The organism is Clostridioides sp. ZZV14-6154 (assembly GCF_020657785.1).
Classification (GTDB): domain Bacteria; phylum Bacillota; class Clostridia; order Peptostreptococcales; family Peptostreptococcaceae; genus Clostridioides.
Genome location: NZ_JAGWCY010000019.1, coordinates 1 through 22,190 on the forward strand (window position 1 = coordinate 1; position 22,190 = coordinate 22,190).

Annotated in this window: 16 protein-coding genes, 1 tRNA gene, 1 rRNA gene and 1 other RNA gene; 2 read left to right on the forward strand and 17 right to left on the reverse strand. The window is 28.4% G+C overall.

What is annotated here, in order from left to right; all coding sequences use genetic code 11:
* From tnpA to KGF45_RS18955, 7 genes are all read right to left on the reverse strand, one after another.
* On the reverse strand, positions 1–216 hold a 216-nt coding region (gene tnpA, locus KGF45_RS18925), incomplete at its 3' end, for an IS200/IS605 family transposase (protein WP_227843045.1).
* 278 nt (positions 217–494) lie between these two features.
* Positions 495–2,360 carry an HIRAN domain-containing protein gene (locus tag KGF45_RS20560; RefSeq protein WP_227843046.1) on the reverse strand — a complete coding sequence of 622 codons (1,866 nt, stop codon included), beginning with the start codon at positions 2,358–2,360 and terminating at the stop codon, positions 495–497.
* A gap of 208 nt (positions 2,361–2,568) precedes the next feature.
* Positions 2,569–3,351, reverse strand: coding sequence for a shikimate kinase (locus KGF45_RS18935; protein WP_227830336.1), 783 nt, complete (start codon positions 3,349–3,351; stop codon positions 2,569–2,571).
* Between the two features lie 63 nt (positions 3,352–3,414).
* Positions 3,415–4,632, reverse strand: a complete 1,218-nt coding sequence (locus KGF45_RS18940) for an MFS transporter (RefSeq protein ID WP_227830337.1) — start codon at positions 4,630–4,632, stop codon at positions 3,415–3,417.
* 195 nt (positions 4,633–4,827) lie between these two features.
* Complete coding sequence (gene aroE / locus KGF45_RS18945) at positions 4,828–5,691, reverse strand: shikimate dehydrogenase (RefSeq protein ID WP_227830338.1); 864 nt, start codon at positions 5,689–5,691, stop codon at positions 4,828–4,830.
* 84 nt (positions 5,692–5,775) lie between these two features.
* On the reverse strand, positions 5,776–7,698 hold the full coding sequence (locus tag KGF45_RS18950; RefSeq protein ID WP_227843047.1) for an FAD-dependent oxidoreductase: 1,923 nt from the start codon (positions 7,696–7,698) through the stop codon (positions 5,776–5,778).
* An 82-nt stretch (positions 7,699–7,780) separates the two neighbouring features.
* The gene (locus KGF45_RS18955) at positions 7,781–8,629 is read right to left on the reverse strand and encodes a sugar phosphate isomerase/epimerase family protein (protein WP_227830340.1); all 849 of its coding nucleotides are present in this window, start codon (positions 8,627–8,629) and stop codon (positions 7,781–7,783) included.
* 413 nt (positions 8,630–9,042) lie between these two features.
* Here KGF45_RS18955 and KGF45_RS18960 point away from each other — a divergent pair, with 413 nt between their 5' ends.
* Entirely contained in the window at positions 9,043–9,924 is an 882-nt protein-coding gene (locus KGF45_RS18960) for a LysR family transcriptional regulator (protein WP_227830341.1), read from the forward strand.
* A gap of 210 nt (positions 9,925–10,134) precedes the next feature.
* On the opposite strand, the gene KGF45_RS18965 is transcribed toward KGF45_RS18960, so the two are convergent.
* From KGF45_RS18965 to rnpB, 8 genes are all read right to left on the reverse strand, one after another.
* On the reverse strand, positions 10,135–10,944 hold the full coding sequence (locus tag KGF45_RS18965) for a DUF3800 domain-containing protein (RefSeq protein WP_255287899.1): 810 nt from the start codon (positions 10,942–10,944) through the stop codon (positions 10,135–10,137).
* A gap of 211 nt (positions 10,945–11,155) precedes the next feature.
* On the reverse strand, positions 11,156–13,090 hold the full coding sequence (locus KGF45_RS18970; protein ID WP_227830343.1) for a cell wall-binding repeat-containing protein: 1,935 nt from the start codon (positions 13,088–13,090) through the stop codon (positions 11,156–11,158).
* Positions 13,091–13,200: 110 nt separating this feature from the next.
* Positions 13,201–14,214, reverse strand: coding sequence for a UDP-glucose 4-epimerase GalE (galE, locus tag KGF45_RS18975; RefSeq protein WP_227830344.1), 1,014 nt, complete (start codon positions 14,212–14,214; stop codon positions 13,201–13,203).
* Between the two features lie 22 nt (positions 14,215–14,236).
* Positions 14,237–15,112: a UTP--glucose-1-phosphate uridylyltransferase GalU gene (gene galU / locus KGF45_RS18980; RefSeq protein WP_285891649.1), complete on the reverse strand. Its 876-nt coding sequence runs from the start codon at positions 15,110–15,112 to the stop codon at positions 14,237–14,239.
* A 193-nt stretch (positions 15,113–15,305) separates the two neighbouring features.
* Positions 15,306–15,626: a hypothetical protein gene (locus KGF45_RS18985; protein ID WP_227432352.1), complete on the reverse strand. Its 321-nt coding sequence runs from the start codon at positions 15,624–15,626 to the stop codon at positions 15,306–15,308.
* Positions 15,616–17,607 carry a hypothetical protein gene (locus tag KGF45_RS18990; protein WP_227843048.1) on the reverse strand — a complete coding sequence of 664 codons (1,992 nt, stop codon included), beginning with the start codon at positions 17,605–17,607 and terminating at the stop codon, positions 15,616–15,618. Before KGF45_RS18990 ends, KGF45_RS18985 begins: the two co-directional genes overlap by 11 nt.
* 122 nt (positions 17,608–17,729) lie before the next feature.
* A complete protein-coding gene (locus tag KGF45_RS18995; protein WP_227843049.1) occupies positions 17,730–20,279 on the reverse strand; it encodes an SPOR domain-containing protein in 2,550 nt (849 codons plus the stop codon).
* Positions 20,280–20,555: 276 nt separating this feature from the next.
* Positions 20,556–20,890: RNase P RNA component class A (rnpB, locus tag KGF45_RS19000), an RNA gene on the reverse strand.
* Positions 20,891–21,024: 134 nt separating this feature from the next.
* Between rnpB and srtB the strand changes: the two genes are divergently transcribed.
* Positions 21,025–21,708, forward strand: a complete 684-nt coding sequence (srtB, locus tag KGF45_RS19005; RefSeq protein WP_227830347.1) for a class B sortase — start codon at positions 21,025–21,027, stop codon at positions 21,706–21,708.
* 209 nt (positions 21,709–21,917) lie between these two features.
* Here srtB and KGF45_RS19010 read toward each other — a convergent pair.
* Both KGF45_RS19010 and KGF45_RS19015 read right to left on the reverse strand, forming a co-directional pair.
* Positions 21,918–21,992, reverse strand: a tRNA-Thr gene (locus KGF45_RS19010).
* Between the two features lie 77 nt (positions 21,993–22,069).
* Positions 22,070–22,190 (reverse strand): 23S ribosomal RNA (locus KGF45_RS19015); the annotation flags it as partial.

A 22,190-nucleotide genomic window follows, 5' to 3' on the forward strand; every position in this document is an offset into this window, starting at 1 on the left:
CTCTGTATTTGGTTTTGCTTTGAATAACAAGTGCACATGGTCAATATCATGATTCCATTCTAGCAACTCCACTCCATAATTTGGGGAGATATCTACAAATATATCTTTTAGTCTATCTGATATAGAGCTATCTATTACTTTTCTTCTATATTTTATACACATAACTAAGTGATAGTGTAACAAGAATACTGAATGATTATTACTATCTAATTTCATTGTAATTACTTCCTTTCAGTTTTTACTACTGATTTTATAATACAATACATTTTTGAAAATCAAGTAAAATAAATAACCTATCGGTTAGGCTTACATCTTCTACCTCCTATGGCGAGGAAGAGGAATTTCGCCATTATAGGTTAAATTAAAATAACATTTGCGAATTTTAAATTAAATTCATTTATATGTTAATTGTATTTTAAATTTTTCCATATTTCAACCAAATAATATCAAATATATTGATTATAGTTTAAATTTTAAATAATTCGTAATATTATTTAGTTTACAATTTTTACCTTACCTCTATCTAATACCATTTTAAGAGAATTTTCAACAGTTTCAATAACATCTTTATAACTCAAATATATGTTTATATAAATATAATCTTCATCTAAATTGTATTCAGTTACTCTACAATACAAGAGTTTTCCTCCATCTAATAAATTACTCAAAATATAATTATCTTTTCTTGGAACATAACCTATTACATATCCAGTTTCTCCAACTATTCTGATAGCATTTTCATCATATAAATTATCTTTCTCTCTGTTTAGATAGTATATCTTACTCTTCTCCAATTCCTTTTCCATATATTCTCTATTTCTAAACCTTGAGCCAGCAACAGCTACTGAAGTCAAATAAATATCTTTACCATGCTCATTTACCTTCAGCTTTTTAGTATTTACAAATTCTTTTTTTAAATTATTACTTTCATATAATAATCGTCTTAACTCATCTTTTAATTTGATATTTTTTTCTTTTTCATAAGCTTCTTTAACTATTTGCATTTCTTTAAGAGAAAGTCTCTCTCTATACCTCTTCAAAATATTTATAGATTCTTTACGTACTTCATTTATGTTTCCAAAAATTCCTTTTAAAGATAGATTCTTTCCTTCAGGGTATAGTGATTTACTACCTTTAAGGACAATAAAAAATAACATATCATCGTAATATTCTTGTGTTAATTTATTTTTTTCTATGTCTTCCATTTTTCCAATTAACTCTTTTGTTTTAAATGTTTTTTCAAAAAAGTCTAATAACTTTAACTTACAATTTGCACTTCCCTTTTTAGATATATACCAATACACCTCAAAATCTCGAATATCTTTATTTAAATATGGCAATAAATCATCAAAAGATAAACGTACATCATAAATTTCTGACATTTTTATCATATCTTCTGTCTTTCCATCGGCTTCATTTAATGCTTTAAAGAATACACTTTTCCACTTTTCACTGAGTAAAACATTATTCATTTCTTTCTTAAATTCAACTTTATCACAACTTACTTTATCATCTTCTAAAACACCTACTGCTATTAAAAAAATAGAATATAGACTATCAAAGCTAGTCCCATAGCTTGCTACAATTGGCAGAAATTGATTCACTAATTCCACTTTATTCCCTATATATTTAAATTCTACACTTAACAAATAATTGCATATAAGATGTGCTAAGTTGTTTACCTTATCTTTATCTAAATCTCGTCTTTCAAGATATTCGCTTAAATCTACTGTAGAAATAATATAGTTCATTAGTAATCCTTCATATTTTTTATCTTTATATCCTTCTTCGATTAAATAAGAGGTTATTTTAGAATCTAGATTTTCTATATTGACAATGGCAAATACTTTTATTGAACCTGTAGATATTCTAGATAGATTAAACAAATAGGTATTGTAAAATTCCAGTTTTCTAATAGTATTACTTAAATAAAATATGTATTCTCCAGATTTAGAAAATGTATCAACTACTTCTCTTATATTGTCTACATCTAAATAATTTTCACTTAAAACAAGCCCAAGTTTTACATACTCATCTTTTTCACTTGTATATATTAAATCCTTTGTTAGCTGATATAACCACTTTTCATCAATTATTCTCTCCTTTATTAGAGTATTTATCTTTTTCATAAAGATTTCAAAATAACAAATTAGAGACTTATGATTATACTCCTCTAACATGTCAATTTTATTAGATTCACTTCTATAAATATTTAAAATATTCTCTACCAAATTATTTGCAAGTTCTACTTGTTCTCTTAAAGGTATCTTTTCGTATATACATAAATAATTCATTTCAAATGACTCTTTATATCCATCATAATCCTTAATCTTTTGTAGTTGCTTAAAAATACTGCCCACTAAATTATCCTCCTTTACATTATTATAATTTATATTGATTATACTACTTATTTTAGTGAATTTACATTTTTACACATAAAAAAATATTACTAGAAATTAAGATTTCCAGTAATACTAATTGTACAAATATTAAAGTTACATCGCTTAACAATGATTTTGTTAAGTTAAAATTTATTTTTTTAAATACATACTCATTTTAAATTAGAATTTATTTATCAAGTTCCATTAACTTTACAACTAGCTCTTCACAAATTTCTTTTATTGTTTTATTATCTGTATTTACAATAATATCTGCTGATGCCATATATTTCGCTTCTCGTCTTTTCATCAAATCAGATATAAATTCAACATTCATATTATTATTAAGTATTGGTCTTTCATCACTATGTTTAACACGTTGAAGAATAGTTTCTGGACTTGCTGTTAATAAAACAATTCTTCCACTTTTTTTCATATATTCTACGTTTTTATCTCTAAGTACGATTCCTCCCCCACAGGAAACAACTAGTCCTTCTCTTTGTTGAAAACTTATTAATGCTTGGCTTTCAAGATTTCTAAAATATTCTTCCCCTCGTTTTTCAAATATTTCAGAAATACTCATGCCTTGATGCTCAACTATATATGCATCTGTTTCTACTTGCTCCATTTCTAATAGATGACTCAAGTATGATGATACAGTACTTTTTCCGACCCCCATAAATCCAACAAGCATTATATTATAAGAGAATAAATTTTTAGCCTGTATTTTCTTACTATTTTTTACTATATATCTAAAAATATCTATAATTTCATTTTCAAACTTATGACCTTTTAGCTTCTCAATCAACGCTACTTCTTTTTTATTTTCATAGTCTGGCTGTAAAATGGGAATACCTTTTTCCTTTTTAATATCAATAATACCCTTTATACATTCCATTCTTTTCTCAAGTAAATCAATCAGCTCATCATCATATAAATCTATTTTTTCTCTTATTTTTTCTATATTTTCCATTGTGACACCTCTTCTTTCAGACATGTTAAAATTAAAAATACTTACAATTATATTATACTAATGTTACATATTATAATCATGTACTTTTTCTTTTTCATATCTCATGTTTACAAACAATGCAAGTAAAATTCCAACAAACGTTATAGCTACATTAAATAATACAACGTATTTTGGACCATTTACTCCACCAGATTTTGTAATAAATCCAGCTATATTTAAAATAACATAGTTAGCTATACTAGATGCAATCATAACTATAGATGTTATTTTTCCTTTATTAGTTGGAAACATTTCATTTGCTGTCGATGTAGTCAATTGAAGCACACCACCTGCTGCTGAATAACCTATTACAAATCCTCCTATCATACAGATAGTTGGAGTCTGAACAAAGTACACAATTAATAACATAATTGAAGCTATCACAGGATAGATAACAAGTATTCTTATTGGCTTAACATATTTTTTTATAAGTACAGAAGTTATTAACACTGCAAAGATTACTCCCATTGAATAAAAAGATTGAATTTTTGTAGGGTCAGCCATACCATATAATTTACCTAATTCTTGATTACAATTTAGCCATAGTACAAATGTAGATGTACATGTAAATCCAATACAAACAAGAGCTATACTTGTTGGTGTAAACTTCATTTTTTCTGACTTGACAGCCTTTCCATTATTATCAATAACATTGTTAGCTGGAGGAAATGGCAATACAGCTATTAAAATTGCATCTATAATAATAAGAACAGCTGTTACTATAAAAATAACTTTAAATGATATTGAATTTGCTGCAACAAATCCAATTATAAAAGGAAGTAAAAATTGCGCTAAAGCTATTGTGAATTTAGTAAACATATTTGCTATTGTTCCTAGACTAGCAAATATCTCCATGCAAGAAGGTGTTACACAAGTATCTAAAAATGAGTTTGCTGCGCCTCCAATTATTGCAAATATATACGCTATGTAAAAATTTGGTGAAAATACAATTCCAACAAAGAAAATTGCATGTAGAAAATTACCTATAAGTCCACTTACCTTTCTTCCATATTTATCTGAAATAGGGCCTGCAAATGGATATGATATAAGTCTACCTAACCCTAATGCAGCAATAACAGCTAAAACAATACTCACATCAAGAGTTCCATCTGATAAAGTCTTAGCTCCCCACATAGATGCAAATTCTGGTTTATATTGTCCTAAAATTGAAATTCCAATACCAAGTAAAAAATATGAAAAATACAAAGCTATGGCAGTAGGATAGTATTTTTTATTATTCATAGTTATTCTCCTATTCTCGTTAATTTCTTAACATTTTTATATACAATAAACGCATTCCCATAATGGGTTTAAAGAATAGTTAAACTTTTACATTTAACTAGGCCATCGATACAAAACCCACTATGACAATTTGTAAAGTAATATCAAAACATTGAGATACATATATTCTACATTATTAAAATATTATTTTTTCGTCTATTTAAAGTATAATTCTTTAATTTCTTCTACAGGCATTTCCAATCCAGTGTATAGATTAAAAGCCTCAGCTCCTTGATATAATAACATTCCTAACCCACCAATAGCTTTACAACCATTAGCTTCAGCATCCTCAATCATTTTTGTTTTATTTGGATTATAAACAACATCTGTTACAACTAACTCTTTTCTTAATACACTAACATCTTTTATATTAGTTTCATTGTCATGAGGTTTCATCCCAATAAGCGTTGCATTTGTCAAAATATCACTTGATGATACTTCTTCATAAAGTTTTTCTGTGTCTGCTAAATCATATAAATTAACAATACATCCTGGTACTTCTTTCTTTATATTTTCAATTGTTTGTTCCGCTCTTTTATAAAAATCATCCTTAGCATTGAAAATAGATATTTCTCTTGCTCCATCTAATGCACATTGTACTTGTATAGCAGTTGCCGCACCACCAGCACCCATAATTGTAAGTTTTTTACCCTTTACTTCAACTCCATTTTCTTTTAAATTACGAACGTAACCCACACCATCTGTTATATGTCCAATTAACTTTCCATCTTCATTTACAATTGTATTGCATGCTCCAATTATACGAGCTGCTGGAGAAAGTTCATCCATATATTCTGTAACAGCAGTTTTACATGGCATTGTTACATTTGCTCCTTTTATGTTGAACGTCTTTATAGCTGAAAGTGCATCTTTTACCTTGTCCACAGTAATATCAAAAGCTAAGTATCTATAATCTAAATCTAATTTTTCAAAACTATAATTATACATTAGTGGTGATTTAGAATGCCCCACTGGTGTACCTATTAATGCGAATAACCCTGTTCTACCTGAAATTTCCATAATTATTATATCCTCCCAATATCATCAATTTCTTTGCAAATAATCTATTTAATTATTTGCAAAGAAACATCTATTTAATTTCAACTATATATTTAATGCTACTTCAAAAGCTTCTTTTGTTGCATCCAATGCTCTACGAGCCTTTACTGCATCCCCAACAACATAAGTTTCATTCACAAATTTCTTTACTTCTTCGCTTAATGGGTCATAATTACGAGAACCCATAGCAAGCACTACTGAATCAAACCCTTTTAAATTATCTTCTGTTCCATCTGCAAGTGAATAGTCAACTCCATCGTTATAGAACTTAGCAACTTTAGCACCAGTAACAGTATGTATATTGTAACTTTTAAAATCATCCATAAGGAATTTACGATGTTCAGAAATTACATCTGCACCAACTTGTTCTCTTAATTCAATAACAGTAACATCATGTTCTTGTTCACCAAGGAATGCTGCCACTTCACAACCAACCATTCCACCACCAACAACAAGAACTTTCTTTCCACAAGATTCTTTTCCATCAAGAAGATCAACTGCATGTATTAATCCTGATTCATTAATTCCTGGTATAGGAAGTACAAGTGGAGTTGCACCAGTAGCTACAATAACTGCATCAGGTGATTTTTCTTTTATAAACTCTACTGTAACTTCTGTATTAGTGTATATTTTTACACCATATTGATTACATTTTGAAATATAACTACGAACTAAATTAGTGATATCTCCTTTACCTGGAGGATATGCAGCTAAACGCATTTGCCCACCAAGCATTTCAGATTTTTCAACTAGAGTTACCTTATGCCCTCTCTCAGCACATACCCATGCTGCAAGCATACCTCCGACACCGCCACCAACAACAAGAACTTCTTTTGTAGTTTCAGCTGGTTTAAGTTCAGCTTCATGACCTAATATCGGATTTGCAAGACATGCTATAGGCTTACCTTGGAACATATTTGGTACACAACCTTGTAGACATGCAATACATGGTATCATTTCATCTAACTTACCATTTTTAGCTTTGTTAGGCATGCCTGGGTCAGCTAAACTTTGTCTACCAAATGCAACTAAATCACATCTGCCTTGACGAACCATCAATTCAGCAAATTGAGGCTCTGTATAGCGACCAACAGTTATTACTGGTATACTCACAGATTTTTTTATTTCTGTAACTAAATCTGCACTAAATCCAGCATGAAGAACTGTAGGAGCCCACATATATTCATCATGTATATGTATACTACGTGAAACATGAAGTCCATCTACTCCACAATCTTCTAAATAAGCTGCGATTACTGAACTATCATGTACATCAATTCCACCTAAAATATCATCTGTACTATTTATACGACATAGTATTGCTATAGAATCTCCTACCTTTTTACGTATATTTTCAATTATAAGACGAGGTAATCTCATTCTATTTTCAAAACATCCACCAAATTCATCTACACGTTTATTTGTTCTTGGTGATATAAAACTACTAACTAAATATCCATGAGCACAGTGAACTTCAACAGCATCCACACCAGCTTTTTTTGCACGTAACGCAGCATCTCCATAAGATTCTATAAGCTCATATATTTCTTCAGTTGTTATTGCTAATGGTGTATTACGTCCATTTGATGCAGGTATTGCAGAAGCAGCTTTTAAAGGATACCCTGCAATTTTTTCATTTCCTTCAGAACCAGCATGTTGTAATTGTATAGATACTTTTGAACCAGCATTATGACAGGCATCTATTACATTTTTGAAACTATCTATTGTACTATCATCATACAAACAAGGTTTATGAGGTCCTCCTTTAGCTTTCTTATCCACAACACTAGATTCTATAGTTATTAATCCAAAACCACCTAAGGCACGTTCAAGATAATAAGCCTTAGAAGTTTCACTTAAAGTACCATCTGTGTTTGCAAAATTATTTCCCATTGGAGGAACTACAAAACGGTTTGGAACTATCATTGAACCAATTTTTATAGGTGTAAACATAGAACTAATCTTCATAAGGTTTTCCTTCCTTTCAAGTTTTATATTTTTTTCTTATATTTTTATGCTTCATATACTTTAATATCGAATAACTCTATTTTTATTTTGGAGATACTTCTGGCCATGCTTTATCTAATACTTTTTTAGTTGCCTTAAATACAGTCTCAGCTGCAGTTGATAATCCTTTAGCTACTAAAGAATCAGATATTACTTCAACGCCTATAACTTCTGGTGATATATTATGTTCTTTGATTATTTTTACAAAATCTTCTGTATTTCCATATCCTTCACCTGGAGCTACACGGTCATGTAGTGATTCATCTCTAAGTTTTTCATAAGGTGTCTCTAAAACATCACAAACTTGAATTGATACTATCTTTTCTGCTGGAACAGGGGCAAGGTCATCTACTGTTTGTTTTGCTCTAGCCCAGTGCCATGTATCTAATATAAGCATTGCATTTTCACGGTTACATCCTTTTACAACACGCCAAGCAGTAGCTAAATCTGGCACACCGCTGTATGGCATAAACTCAAGTCCTATAATAAGTTCTCCTGCTCTATCACATAATTCTCCCAATGCAGTTATAATTTGTTCTTCTGGTACCATTTCTAATAGACCACAATTTATATGTTTAACATTAAATAAACGAGCCATATGATAAACATTTTGCTCTTTTTCTTGTTGTGCTTCTGTTCTATCTTCTTTAGTTCCCCATTGAGTTATATATTCTACTTCTGTAACTTTCATATTATATTCATCAAGAATTGAAAGCATTTCTTCGTCTGTAACTCCAGCATTTTTTGCATCTACATAATTTTCAGCACGTAATCCAATACCATCAAATCCAGCTTCTTTTGCAATGCGAACTCTGTCGCGAAATGAAACTTCTGTACCTAATGTATAAGAACTAATAGTAATTGGAATGTTAATATTTTTTTGATTATCCATAATTTAAATATGCCCCCTTTAATTTCTTTATAATTAATCTTTTTTTTGATTTTATTTTTTTATTTATTCTACTAGTAGTATCATTTTACTTTAAAAACAAAAATATTTTTTTGATTTATCTTTATCTAGATTTTATAAATTTATTGTATCATGAGACTTTGTTAATAACAAATTGATAATTTCCTATCAATTCATAGATTTTGTTTATAGATTTTATTGATAATATAATTTATTAATGTATTCCTTAGCTCTATCTATCTAAAATTTAAGACAAAAAACGATAAATTTTTTTAAAAGCTTTTATTATTATGCTGTAATCATATATAATAAAAATGTGAAAAACTTCTTTAAGGTCAACTTCTTTAAATACATACAAATAAAAAATACGATACTCATGAAAGGATGAACAAAAATTGAATTTATATCACTTACGCTATTTTGTTACATTGGCACATTTAGAGCACTATACAAAAGCAGCAGAAAATTTATCTATAACACAACCAAGTTTGAGCCATGCTATTTCTTTGTTAGAAAGTGAACTTGGAGTGTCTCTATTTGAAAAGGAAGGTAGAAATATAGTTTTAACTAAATATGGTAAAATATTTTTAAAAGATGTGGAAAAATCATTAGAAATCTTAGACTCAAGTGTAAAGTCACTAAAGATAACTGGTACTGGTGAAGGGCAAATTGACTTAGCTTTCCTTAGAACACTTGGTACAGACTTTATACCTGATATGGTTCATAGATTCTTAAAATCTAATCCTGATAAATCAATTGACTTTAAATTCCATACAGGTGTAACTACTGATATTATCCAAGGTCTTAAGGAAAGAAAATACGATATTGCTTTTTGCTCAAAACTTGAAAAAGAGAAGGGAATTGAATTTATACCTGTAGCCAAACAAGATTTAGTATTAATTGTACCATATAGCCACCCACTGGCTACAAAAGATACTATAGATTTAAAAGAAACAATACCTTATCCTCAAATAGTATTTAATCAAAGAAGTGGACTTAGATATATAATTGATGACATGTTTAAAAAAATAAATCAACAACCTAACATAGTTCATGAAGTAGAAGAAGACCAAGTAATTGCTGGATTAGTTGCAAAAAATTTCGGCATAGCTGTAGTCCCAAATATGTCTATGCTTAAGTTTACAAAAGTAAAAGTAATTCAAATCGTTTATCCAAGTTGGGAAAGAAATTTTTACCTAGCAGTTATAAAGGATAGATATTTACCACCTGCGATTAAAAATTTCAAAAACTTTGTCATTAAAAATGCTCAATTATAAGAATTAATAAAAGAGGTTATTTTTAAATAGTCTCTTTTTTAGTATTTCTTCCAAAATAAAAAAATCTATACTTCTAAAAGTATAGATTCTTAACTGACAGTCGGCATCCGAGTCCCAGCAATAATCGTTATATAACAGCAACTGTATTTCAATTCCTGAATAACTTAGTTACTTATATTATATCAATTTTCTAAAAATTTGTCAATCTATCTATCTCATTTTTTCAAGCCATGGTCCAACAGGCTCTATAATTGGAACTTCTTTAAAACCCCAATTTCTTATGTCATTTAAACTAGTTGGAGTGTATATTTTACTTCTTACAGATTTAAATATTTTATTTTTTTCCCCATATTGTATACATTTTGGATTTGCTTCTATTAATCCTCTTCTAGCTCTACTAAGAGGATTACATAGAATATCAGCTATTTCTAAACCCTCTTTGTAATCTACATCTTCCTTTTTTGCAATTATAAAACCTTTTACCTTATCTCTTAACTCTTCATCTATATCTAAATATATTGTTCCATTATTAAAAACATCAAAAAATGCCTTTTGTACTTTTAAATTTGAAACATCATCTCTTGATTCAATAACTATTCTTGCAGACTCTACATTTTCATTATTTACAAATGAATAGAAATTTTGAAGTACATGTATAAAAGCCACAACATAAGGTTCCTTTGAAGGTGCATAATATTTTTTTAATCTAGTCTTATCTACTGTTACTGATATTATGGTGCACTCTAGTTTAGATAGAAATAAAGGTAATTCATCATAAAATAACTTAATTTGTGAATCATCAAACCTTTCAAATGCTCTTGACTTTCTGGATATGTCAGTCAAGTGTATTCCTATATTACTAGTTCCAAAGCAATACTCTTTAAATGCATCCATCTCTTTCCTTAAACAGCAGACATAATCACCTTGACTCACTGCATATTTATATTCAAAAATTACTCCTGTTAATGTAAATGGGTCCTCATGATTTATATCAGCTCTCCCACTTTCATCAATAAACATTATATACTTCTTCTTTATAATTTCACTCACCCTCTTAACATATGATGATATCACCTATATTTATTTTATATGAGTTTTGAAAATATTCCAAGATTTTTAGATAACTTAAACTTAATTTTATAATAAAAAAATTGAGATATAAATAATCAAAGCTTTAGGCTGTTGAATTTTACATCTCAATTTCATTTTATACATTAGTTATATAGTTTTATTATTTTCCAAGAATATCTATTAATTTATCCATGCCTATATAAGATACTCCTCCTCCAATTTGATAAGGAGTTTCAACTCTTTTATTTGCAAATACTCTATTTTGTTCTGATGATAATCCTGAATTATCCATTAAAACTATTGGTGAGTGTAATTTTGCAGCTAATGGACCAGCTGATAAAGCATCTACTAAAGCATCTGATTTGCTAACTAATACAGATTGTAAATCAGTATCGCCATAGAATTTTTCTATAACTTTAGCATTGGTATCTAATCTGTCATTTCCATATATTCTATTTCCTGAAACATCTTCAGTAGTTATTTCATTCATCTTAGCTATTGCTGAATCATTGATTGCATTTGGTCCACCTATAAAATATGCATTTTCTAATTTTCTTTCTGTTAGCCATATATAAGATTCTTCTGTAATTCCATCTTTCTTAACTAATATTATAGGTTGTTTTTCTTCTCCAGCTTTAGAAGCTACAGATAGAGCATCTGCTTCTCCATTTCCAGAAACCATATAAGCTGTCTTTATTTCTTCTCTGTTTCCAAGTTCATTAGCTATTCTTATAGCAGTTTGATATCTATCTTGGCCTGATATTCTCTTTGTCTCTGCATTAAAAGTAGTCTTTATTTCTTGCTCTAATTTAGAACTTATTGCATTTTCTCCACCTATTAAAATTACTGTTTTAGGTGCTAATGAATTCATTTCTGAAATAGTTTCAGTTGGTAATTTATCTGTATTAGTAAGTAATATTGTTGCGTTGTAACTACTTGCCAAAGGTGTTGCTGTTATTCCATCTGCTATTGCATTTCCATTTACTAATACAACAGTATCTGAACTATCAGCACTCCAATTTCCAACTTCACTTATTTTTTTAGCTGTATCAAATCTATTTGCTCCTATAACTGTGTTCCATGTAGGGTTTATTGTTCCATCTTCATTGAAAGTATAATCTTTTCCATCTATTTTTTGAGTTCCTGTTAACATTTTACCTTCTTTGTCTAAATAGTAAGATTTACCTTCTAATTGTTGCCATCCTGTTTGCATTACTCCTGTTTTATCAAAGTAATACTTATTACCATCTATTTCTTGCCATCCTACTACTGATAATCCATCATTTCCTAGATAGTATTTCTTGCCATCTTTTTCTTGCCATCCTGTTTGCATTACTCCATCTGAATTAAAGTAATAAGTTTTTCCATCAATTACCTTCCATCCAGATACTCTTACTCCATCAGTTCCTAAGTAATATTTTTTGTTATTAATTGTCTTCCATCCTGTTTGCATTACTCCTGAAGCATCAAAATAATACATTTTTCCATTTACTTTTAACCAACTATTTTTTTGGTATGTTCCATCAGATTTTACATAATACTTCTTACCATTTTCTGTTTTCCATCCTGTTTGATTTAAGTTTATCTTATATTTTGCTGCTATTTTAGTATAACTGTCATTACTATAATCTATAATTACATCTGAACCTACTGGAACTTGGTCAAATAACCATCTAACCTCTTTATTATGCATTCTTATGCATCCACCAGAAATGTGTTTTCCAATAGAACTTTCATTGTTATTTCCATGTATCCCATATGTATCTCCATAAGTTCCTTTTAATGCTAATCCCATCCATCTATCTCCTAATGGATTTTTTGGACTTCCTCCAGGTATATTTCCTTTATAATATGGTCTATTTTTTATCTTGTTAACTACCTTTGTTTTACCTGTTGGTGTCTCTGAACCTTTTTTCCCTGTTGCAACTTTAAATTCTTTTACAAGCTTGCTATTTACAAAATATCCTAGAGTATTTTTTCTTGAGTTTACTATAATTACATGTTTACTGGCTGCACTTGATTCTGGTACGCCACATGCAAATACTAAAACTAAAGTCATTGCTAGTACTAAATACTTTTTTAGACTTTTTTTCACTATAACTTCCCCCTCTTTTAGAAACATAACTACACGCCTCTAATTATAACATAAAATTACCAATATCTTGTATTTACAAATTTGTTACATTTACCCCATTAATATTCATTTTATGCCTCGTATCCATTTGGATTCATACTTTGCCATCTCCAAGAATCTTGACACATTTCTTCAAGTTCATATTTAGCTTTCCACCCAAGTTCTTTCTCTGCTTTTGATGAATCTGCGTAACACATTGCTACATCTCCAGCTCTTCTTCCAACAATTTTGTATGGTATCTCTTTTCCACTGGCTTTAGAAAATGCTTTAACTAAATCAAGAACACTATATCCTTTACCAGTTCCTAAATTATAAACAACAAGTCCTGGATTTTCTTCTAATTTTTGTAATGCCTTTACATGACCAGCAGCTAAATCTAATACATGTATATAATCTCTAACTCCAGTCCCATCATGAGTTGGATAATCATTTCCATACACACTTAGTTCTTTTAATTTACCTACTGCTATTTTTGTTATATAAGGCATTAAGTTACTTGGAATTCCATTTGGTTCTTCACCAATTCTTCCACTCTTATGAGCACCTACTGGGTTAAAATATCTTAAAAGTGCTATATCTAATGACTCATCTGCTTTTGATATATCCACTAACATCTGCTCTATCATAAGCTTCGTTCTTCCATATGGATTAGTTACAGAAAGTGGGAAATCTTCTAATATAGGACAAGTATGTGGATCTCCATATACGGTAGCTGATGAACTAAATACAAATTTCTTAACACCGTATTCTCTCATTAATTCAAATAAATTTAATGTACTTATTAGATTATTGCTATAATATTCAATTGGTTTTTCTACTGATTCTCCAACTGCTTTTAAAGCTGCAAAATGGATAATAGATTCAATATTATTTTCTTTAAATACAATGTGCATTTCATTTTTATTGGTTATATCAATATTATAAAACTTTACTTGTTTTCCAGATAGTTCGCTAATTCTATCAACTACTATTGAGTTGCTATTACTTAAATTGTCAACTATAACAACTTCATAACCTGATTCTAAAAGTTCTATTGCTGTATGGCTTCCTATATATCCTGCTCCTCCAGCTACTAAAACCGCCATAGTAATTACCTCTTTTCTAAATTTATTTTTCGCTTACTTTTTTTCTCATATAATCCATTAAATCATCTTTTAGATTTTCTCTTTTTAGAGCAAAATCTATTGTCGCCTCTAAAAAGCCAATCTTATCTCCCACATCATACCTTCTTCCTTCAAAGTTATAAGCATAAATAGCCTCTTGTTTTCCAAGAGTTTGAAGTGCATCTGTTAACTGTATTTCTCCACCCTTTCCAGGTGTTTGTTTCTCTAATATATCAAATATTGCAGGAGTTATTATATATCTTCCAAGTATGGCTATGTCTGATGGTGCTTCTTCAATTGCAGGCTTTTCAACCATATCTTTAACTTTGTAAACTCTATCTTCTATATGTTTTATATCCAATATTCCATATTTGTTTGTATCTTCTTTAGCTATCTTTTGAACACCTAGTACAGTTGTTTTATATTCATTATAAGTATCTATTAATTGCTTTAGACAAGGCACATTTGAGTCTACTATATCATCACCTAATAATACAGCAAAAGGTTCATCACCTATAAAACTTTTTGCACAGTAAATTGCATGTCCAAGACCTTTTGGCTCCTTTTGTCTTATATAGTGAATATTTACCATATTTGATATATCTCTTACCATTTCTAGCATTTCTGTCTTACCTTTTTGTTCTAATTCTAACTCTAATTCAACTGATTTATCAAAATGGTCTTCTATAGATTTTTTATTTCTACCTGTTATTATAAGAATTTCTTCAATTCCTGAGTCTATAGCTTCTTCTATTATATACTGTAAAGTTGGTTTATCTACTATAGGAAGCATTTCTTTGGGCTGTGATTTTGTTGCTGGTAAAAATCTAGTTCCTAGCCCTGCTGCTGGTATTATCGCTTTTTTTACTGTCATCTGCATTTTTTCACCCTTCTTCGTAAATTTTCTCTTGTACCAAATTAATATACCATATTTATACTTTTTCTTCAAACTCTATATTATCCCAATTCTTGACATTACAAGAACATAAAGGTAGATGAAATTTCATCTACCTTTAGTTTTTATAAGTTAATATATTATATTGTCTATATTATACCTAAAACTCACATAGGTACTAAATTTCATCTAAAATGCCCTTTATATCACTATCTATATCATCATCCAAATATGAATCTAAATCTTCTAAATCCACTTCTAATTCTTGATATGTCATGTCAACACTTACATCTTCATCTATATCCATTTCTGATATTAATTCTCCTAAGATGCTATTTCCATCAGTATCTAAATCTCCATCTATATCCTCACTTATATAGTTTTCATTTAAGACTTCATCTAAATCAATCTCATAATAAACTTCATTATTTTTTTCATCACTTGAATTTAGTCCTAAAAATTCATAATTAAAATTCCATACATTGTATTTACTTGACATACTTCATTCCTCCTGTGAAAAACATATTTTCATCTAGCTTATTGGCTCCATAATCAACAGAATTATATATTTTTTCAATTATGTCTTTTCTTCTTTCATTTGTATTATTATTTAATGTCAATTGTCTAAATACATATGTATTTGTTATTCTCTCGAATAATACTTCTTTTATACTATCATCATTAATATTTTTATAGTTTTTCCATAAGACTTCAAATAACTTAAACATCTCTCTACTAGTTTCATCCACATAGTAAGGATACATATTTTCTACTAAATGATTTAATCTTGATATAGCTTGTTTTAAAAATACATCCAAGTTTGCACTTTCACTTTCCTTTAACATCCTATAATTGTATCGCTTCTTATCTTCACCTGATATTACAAATATAATATTATCTAAACTTTTTTCAACTCCATCTAAATAACTACTTATATTGTATGATAAATCAAAGAATAAATTTTTAATCTGTCTAAATACTTGTACATCAAGTTTTGCATTATACTTTTCAAATAACTCTATCTCTTGATTTTCTAATATTCTTGGAGTATAAGCTGATATTAAGTCTAAATTATTTCTCTGTTCTTGTATCTGATTATAAAGTGCATTTATGACTTCTATTCTTATTTCATCATTCAATTCTCTTTCTAATACTTTATCAAATTCAGATTTCATGTAATAGATATTTCCAAAGAAATTAAATATTATCATATCATTCATAGCTTTAGACCAATTTTTATATAAAATCTCAACAGAAACGTCTTTAAGTAGTGGTTTTTTTGCATATATAAATACATCTTGCATAAGTTTTTGAACCATACTTCTACTTAAATTTAAAATTATTTTTTGATTATTAAATTTTATTTCTGTTTCTACAAAATTAGAATTTCTACTTTCAATTTCTCTATTAATTACAATATCTTTGACATCACTATTTTTTATAGATATAATTTCTTTTTGGAAAGATTTCAGTATCGTTAAACTATTAAAATCTTCTTGGATAAAAAATGGAGCATGCTTTAATGTATATCCTACTATTTCATTTTCTATGTCTTTTAAATCCTCTATTTGCATAGCTTCTTTATTTTTATCATTTATGTGCAAGTTAAATACATTTTTATTATCATATAATATAATGTCTTCTCCTAAAATTAACTTTGAACAATTATCTTTTGTTGACTTAACAATAGTTTTTTTAGACTTCTTATTTATAAAAATAAGTTGATCCTGATATTTTACTAAAAGCATATTTGTGTTTTTATAATCAAATCCATCTATATTTCCTGATATTTTACAGAATACTATATCACAATCTTTAGGAAGATTTCCTATTTTCTTATTATTTTTAACTCTCTCACTTAAATCGGCTGGAACTATATTTTCTATATTATTATTAAATATAGAAACAGACCTTACTATAAGACCTTCTCTTTCCATATGAAAATAACCCTTTAGAGAAACTTTCTTATCTTCTAAAATATATCTTTCTATATCATCAAAGTTTATTTCAAATCTATTTTTTCCACTGATAAATATAAACTTTTCGTTATCTTTATTAATTCCACCCATATAAAATTTATTATCATCTAAACTCAAGATAGTCATGTTGTCTTTTAAATAAAATATAAATTCTCTTTGGCTCTTACAGATTAAATCATATTCATCTAGAGTTATTTTCATAGTTAAACTTGCTGTAACATTCTTACTTGAATTCTCACTTTTTATATAAAAAGGCAAGTTATCTCCATAAATAATTATTTGAGAACCTTCTAAAACTGCTTCTAACTTTTTTTTATTATCTGAAAAACTATATATATATTTTACCCCTGATTCATCATTAACTTCATCTGCTTTGCTGATTATAATATTACCTAAATTTGTTATATGAAGTTTTTTAGATTCTTTTGAATATCTACTGATACCACTAAGCTCAAATCCGTCTGAAAGCTCATATATAATTTTTTCTCCTAATTTCAACATACCTTCACCGCCTAAACAAAATTATAATTATTTTCTAAAGATGGACAAAATGCCTCAAAATAAATAATATTTTTTAATACTTTTTATTTTGAGACATAATTTGTCCTTATTTTATAAATATCCTAAGCACCTTCAACTATTTCTTCATAAAGTTTATCTAAATGTTTAACATATTCACGATATCCAGATTTATTTCTTAACTCACTTCTTAAATCTTCATATTTTTGTCTAAGTTCTTCAGCACTTAATGAAGGAGCTGATTCTTTCAAATCTTCTAATTTATAATCATAGTACTTATCATACATCGCTATATATGTATCAATAGATTTCTTAGCTAATTCATTACATTTTTCTTGTGCTTCTCCATATTCAGAATAATCACCTATCTTCACTTTATAATATCCATTCTCTTGAACTATTGTTGAAGAAATACCTTTAGCTTCATATTCTTTTGCTGTTTCTTTTGCTGTTGCTTCAACTTTAAGTGAACCTGCATAGACAGTATAATATACACCTTTACCATCTTTATATGCTTCCATTTCTTTTGCTTTCTTTTCAGCTTTTTCTTTTTCTTCCGCTTTTGCCTTATCTTCTGCTTCTTTCTTTTCTTTTTCAGCTTTTGCTTTCTTTTCTTTTTCAGCTTTTGCTTTCTTTTCTTCTTCTGTTTGTTTGTTGTTAGCCTGTTGCTGAGTTGATGCCTTTTGAGGTGTACTGTCTTTATCATTTTTCTTGTTATTGCCTACTGTTATAAAGTATCCTACACCAACAATTGCCACTATAACGATAGCTATAATAGTCTCTTTTAATCTGCTTTTTTTAGAACCAACCTCTTCATCATCTATAAAATCTTCTTCATTTGATTCATAATTTTTTATTTCTGTTTTCTTTTCCTTAGAATTAGACTTAGGAGAATGTTTGGATTTTTTACTATTTTTTTCTTTCTTGTTAATAGGTATTACTACTGATTTTTCACTTTCTACCTTTTTTTCTTCTGCTTCTTTTGATATTTCATCACCTAATCCCTTACTTTCTTTTTCAGATTTAGGCTCATTACTTGCTGATAGTTTTTTATCTAACTCATTATTATTTATTGGTTTTTCTATTTTTATACTACGCTCTTCTTCTAAACTTTGGTTTACTTCTTCTAAGTTTTCTATATTGTCCTTAATAAATTCATTAGGTTCATCTGTAACTGCATCAGAAGTATTACCTAGGCTAATTTCTTCTTTTTCAGTTACTTCTACTACATCCTCTTTTTTGCTTTCTTTTTTCATAAATCCAAATAATTTATCTTTTTTTCTACTCTTTTTATTTTCTGATTCAATTATCTCTTCTTCATTTACATCGTGCTCTTTTTCAATATTCTCTTTATTTTCTAGAACATTCTCTATATTGTCATTCTTATTAATTACGTCTTCTTTAGCATCTTCCTCTTTAGTATCTTCTTCTATAGAAATGCTACTTCTAAAGCAAACATCTTTATCTGCATTTTTTATCATATAAATATATTCTTCAATATCAATGTCTTTATTTTTTCTAGTTCTCTTTGATACAATATCGTGATTTTCTAATTCAGAAGATTTATCTTTTAGAACAACGTGTGCTTCTTCCCAAACATCTTCACTAATTTCTGTTTTATTTTTAATTACATAATCTATGAATTCCTTAAAATTTTCAGCACCAAATTCTCCAATTATAGTTAGTCTCATCGCACCTTCTATAAGATCTCTATTTCTTCTCTTCAAAAATTCTAATGCAACTGTTGCACAAACAAAGTCTTTAATAACTTCTCTACCAAAACCATAGCCTTCAACATAAGGAAGTTCTTCTAACCCACATAATTTTTTATATTCATTATATACAGTTTGAGATATACTTTCATCATTTAAACTATTTAGTTTATCCATAAACTTTGCTTCTACATCATTTATCTGTGGTTCTTTTCCTAATTCTGACTTTTTAACTGAATTTAATAAAACATCATTTTCTGAATTATCTTTACCTAATTGTAAATCCTCAATTTCTGTTGCTTTTATATCTTCACTACTTTGTTCAGAACTTTCTTCTATATTTTTAGGTACTACCTCTTTGCTACTAGCTAATATCTTATTTACACAGAATATTATTTCTCTTTTTAGTTCTCTTTTAGCATCAGCTTGATTCTTAAGAAATAAACTTGCACAATCTTTCTTTTCTAAGCTTATCTTTCTAAGTGTTATATTAAGAAGGTCTTTATATAGATTTAGAACCTTATAATCCTTTTCTAAACGTCTTCGTCTCTCTGATAGGTCCATTTTATCATAAGCTAAAAAACTACTTAAATCGTTGGCTTTTAGACAGTCTAAACCATCCTTCATTGCCTTATTTACATACTTTCTACATTTAGCTGTAGTCAATTCTAAGTCTTTCTCTAATTCATCTATTTCAGGTATGTATTTATCTACTATCCATTTCCCGATAAGTGGTTCTGTATTTCTTGCTAATGTTTTATAAAACAATATATTAAATTTTAAAAGCTCAGCATATTTTGCTTCGTTGAATTCTACTTTTTCAAATTTCTTTTCTAAAACACCTTCTAATTTTTCATTTATCTTAGACTCTTGTTTTAAAAAACTTGCTGTGACATTTAAAACAGTATTTCTTATTATATTATTTTCACTCAAAACCTTCACTCCTTAAATCAATTATTTTATTGTGATATTTACATTATGTAAAATTACTAATTTGATTATGATATTTTAATAATTAGTTACTAAATTTACTACATCTTATATAATATCATATTATTTACATCATTTTACTTTTTCTTTTTATATCTATCTTATATTATACCATTTTTAATATCTGTACTAACTTATATTACAATATTCCACAAAATTTTGAAAGTAAATTAGACAAATTTGCAAATAAAAAAACATCAGTTTAAACTGATGTTTTACCTATCGAAAAAATTAAGCAAGTCTATAAGCGGAGTTCTGTATTAGATAATCATCTTTCTAGGCTTATTGTCACCAATAAGCTCAAGCGACCTACCTACCGGAGAGTACGAGCAGCACTCTTTATTCCTATCTTGGTCTTGCTCCAGGTGGGGTTTACATAGCCAACTAGTCGCCTAGCTGCTGGTGAGCTCTTACCTCGCCTTTCCATCCTTACCACATAAGTGGCGGTTTATTTCTGTTGCACTATCCTTAGGATTGCTCCCACTAGGTGTTACCTAGCACCCTGCTCTATGGAGCTCCGACTTTCCTCATGTAAAATTACATGCGATTATCTGGCTTACTTAATATTCATTTTACTTAGCTATATTATCATAAATCCTTAAGTATGTCAAAGTAATATTATACTAAAAATTTAAATTTCTTCAAAAATAGTGTAATATAGGTATATAAACTATTATTTATGATTTGAGGTGGAATATTGAAAAAATTATATAGGGTAATAATTAATATTATACTAATATTAGTAATAATCTACAGTGGATTTAATATATACTTAAAACTTAACAAATACAACTATGATACTAAAACATCTGCTCAACTTCAGAAAAAAGAAAATAAAAAAGAAGACTTATCAAAAATAAACAGAGATTTTAAATTTTGGCTTTCTGTTGATAATACAAACATAAATTATCCAGTTGTACAATCTAAAGATAATTCTTATTATCTTGACAAAAACTTTTATGGTAAAGAATCTATCTCAGGTACATTATTCATGGATTATAGAAATAAATCTCTGGATGACCAAAATGTTATAGTATATGGACATAATATGAAAAACAAAACAATGTTTAATAATCTAAATAAGTTTAAAGATGATGATTTCTTTAAAGAAAATAATAGAATAAAAATCACTATGGATGGAAAAGAATTATTATATGAAGTATTTTCTGCCTATATTGTAGAATCTGATTATGATTATCTAAAAACAAGCTTTAATAGTGAATCAGACTATCAAAAATACATAGATGCTATTACTTCCAAATCATTACATAAATCAAATATTAAAGTAAATAGCAAAGATAAGATAGTTACACTTTCTACATGCACTTATGAATTTGATGATGCTAGAATGGTAATCCATGGCAAGTTAGTTTCAAATTAAATATACATATCTTTCTACCAATTCTTACACAAATAATCAAAATTTTGCGTTAAGGTATTCACATACAGATTAAAATAATTATTTTAATCTGTATAGCTATTTCTTACTTAAATTTATCAACTTCTTGTCTATTTATATAAACTATATATATATAAAAGAATAAATATATTACACAATAAAAAAGACTATGTTTTTAACATAGTCTTCACTGGAGCTGGTGATAGGAATCGAACCTACAACCTGCTGATTACAAGTCAGCTGCTCTACCGTTGAGCCACACCAGCACACTTATTCTATTATGAGTTAAATTAACACTCTAAAAACTGCATATATATTTTAATTAATGAACATCAAGTAAATATTGGTCAAGTCCTCGACCTATTAGTATCGATAAGCTAAATACATTGCTGCACTTACACCTTCGACCTATCAACCAGATAGTCTTTCTGGGGTCTTACCCTTGCGGTGGGAAATCTTATCTT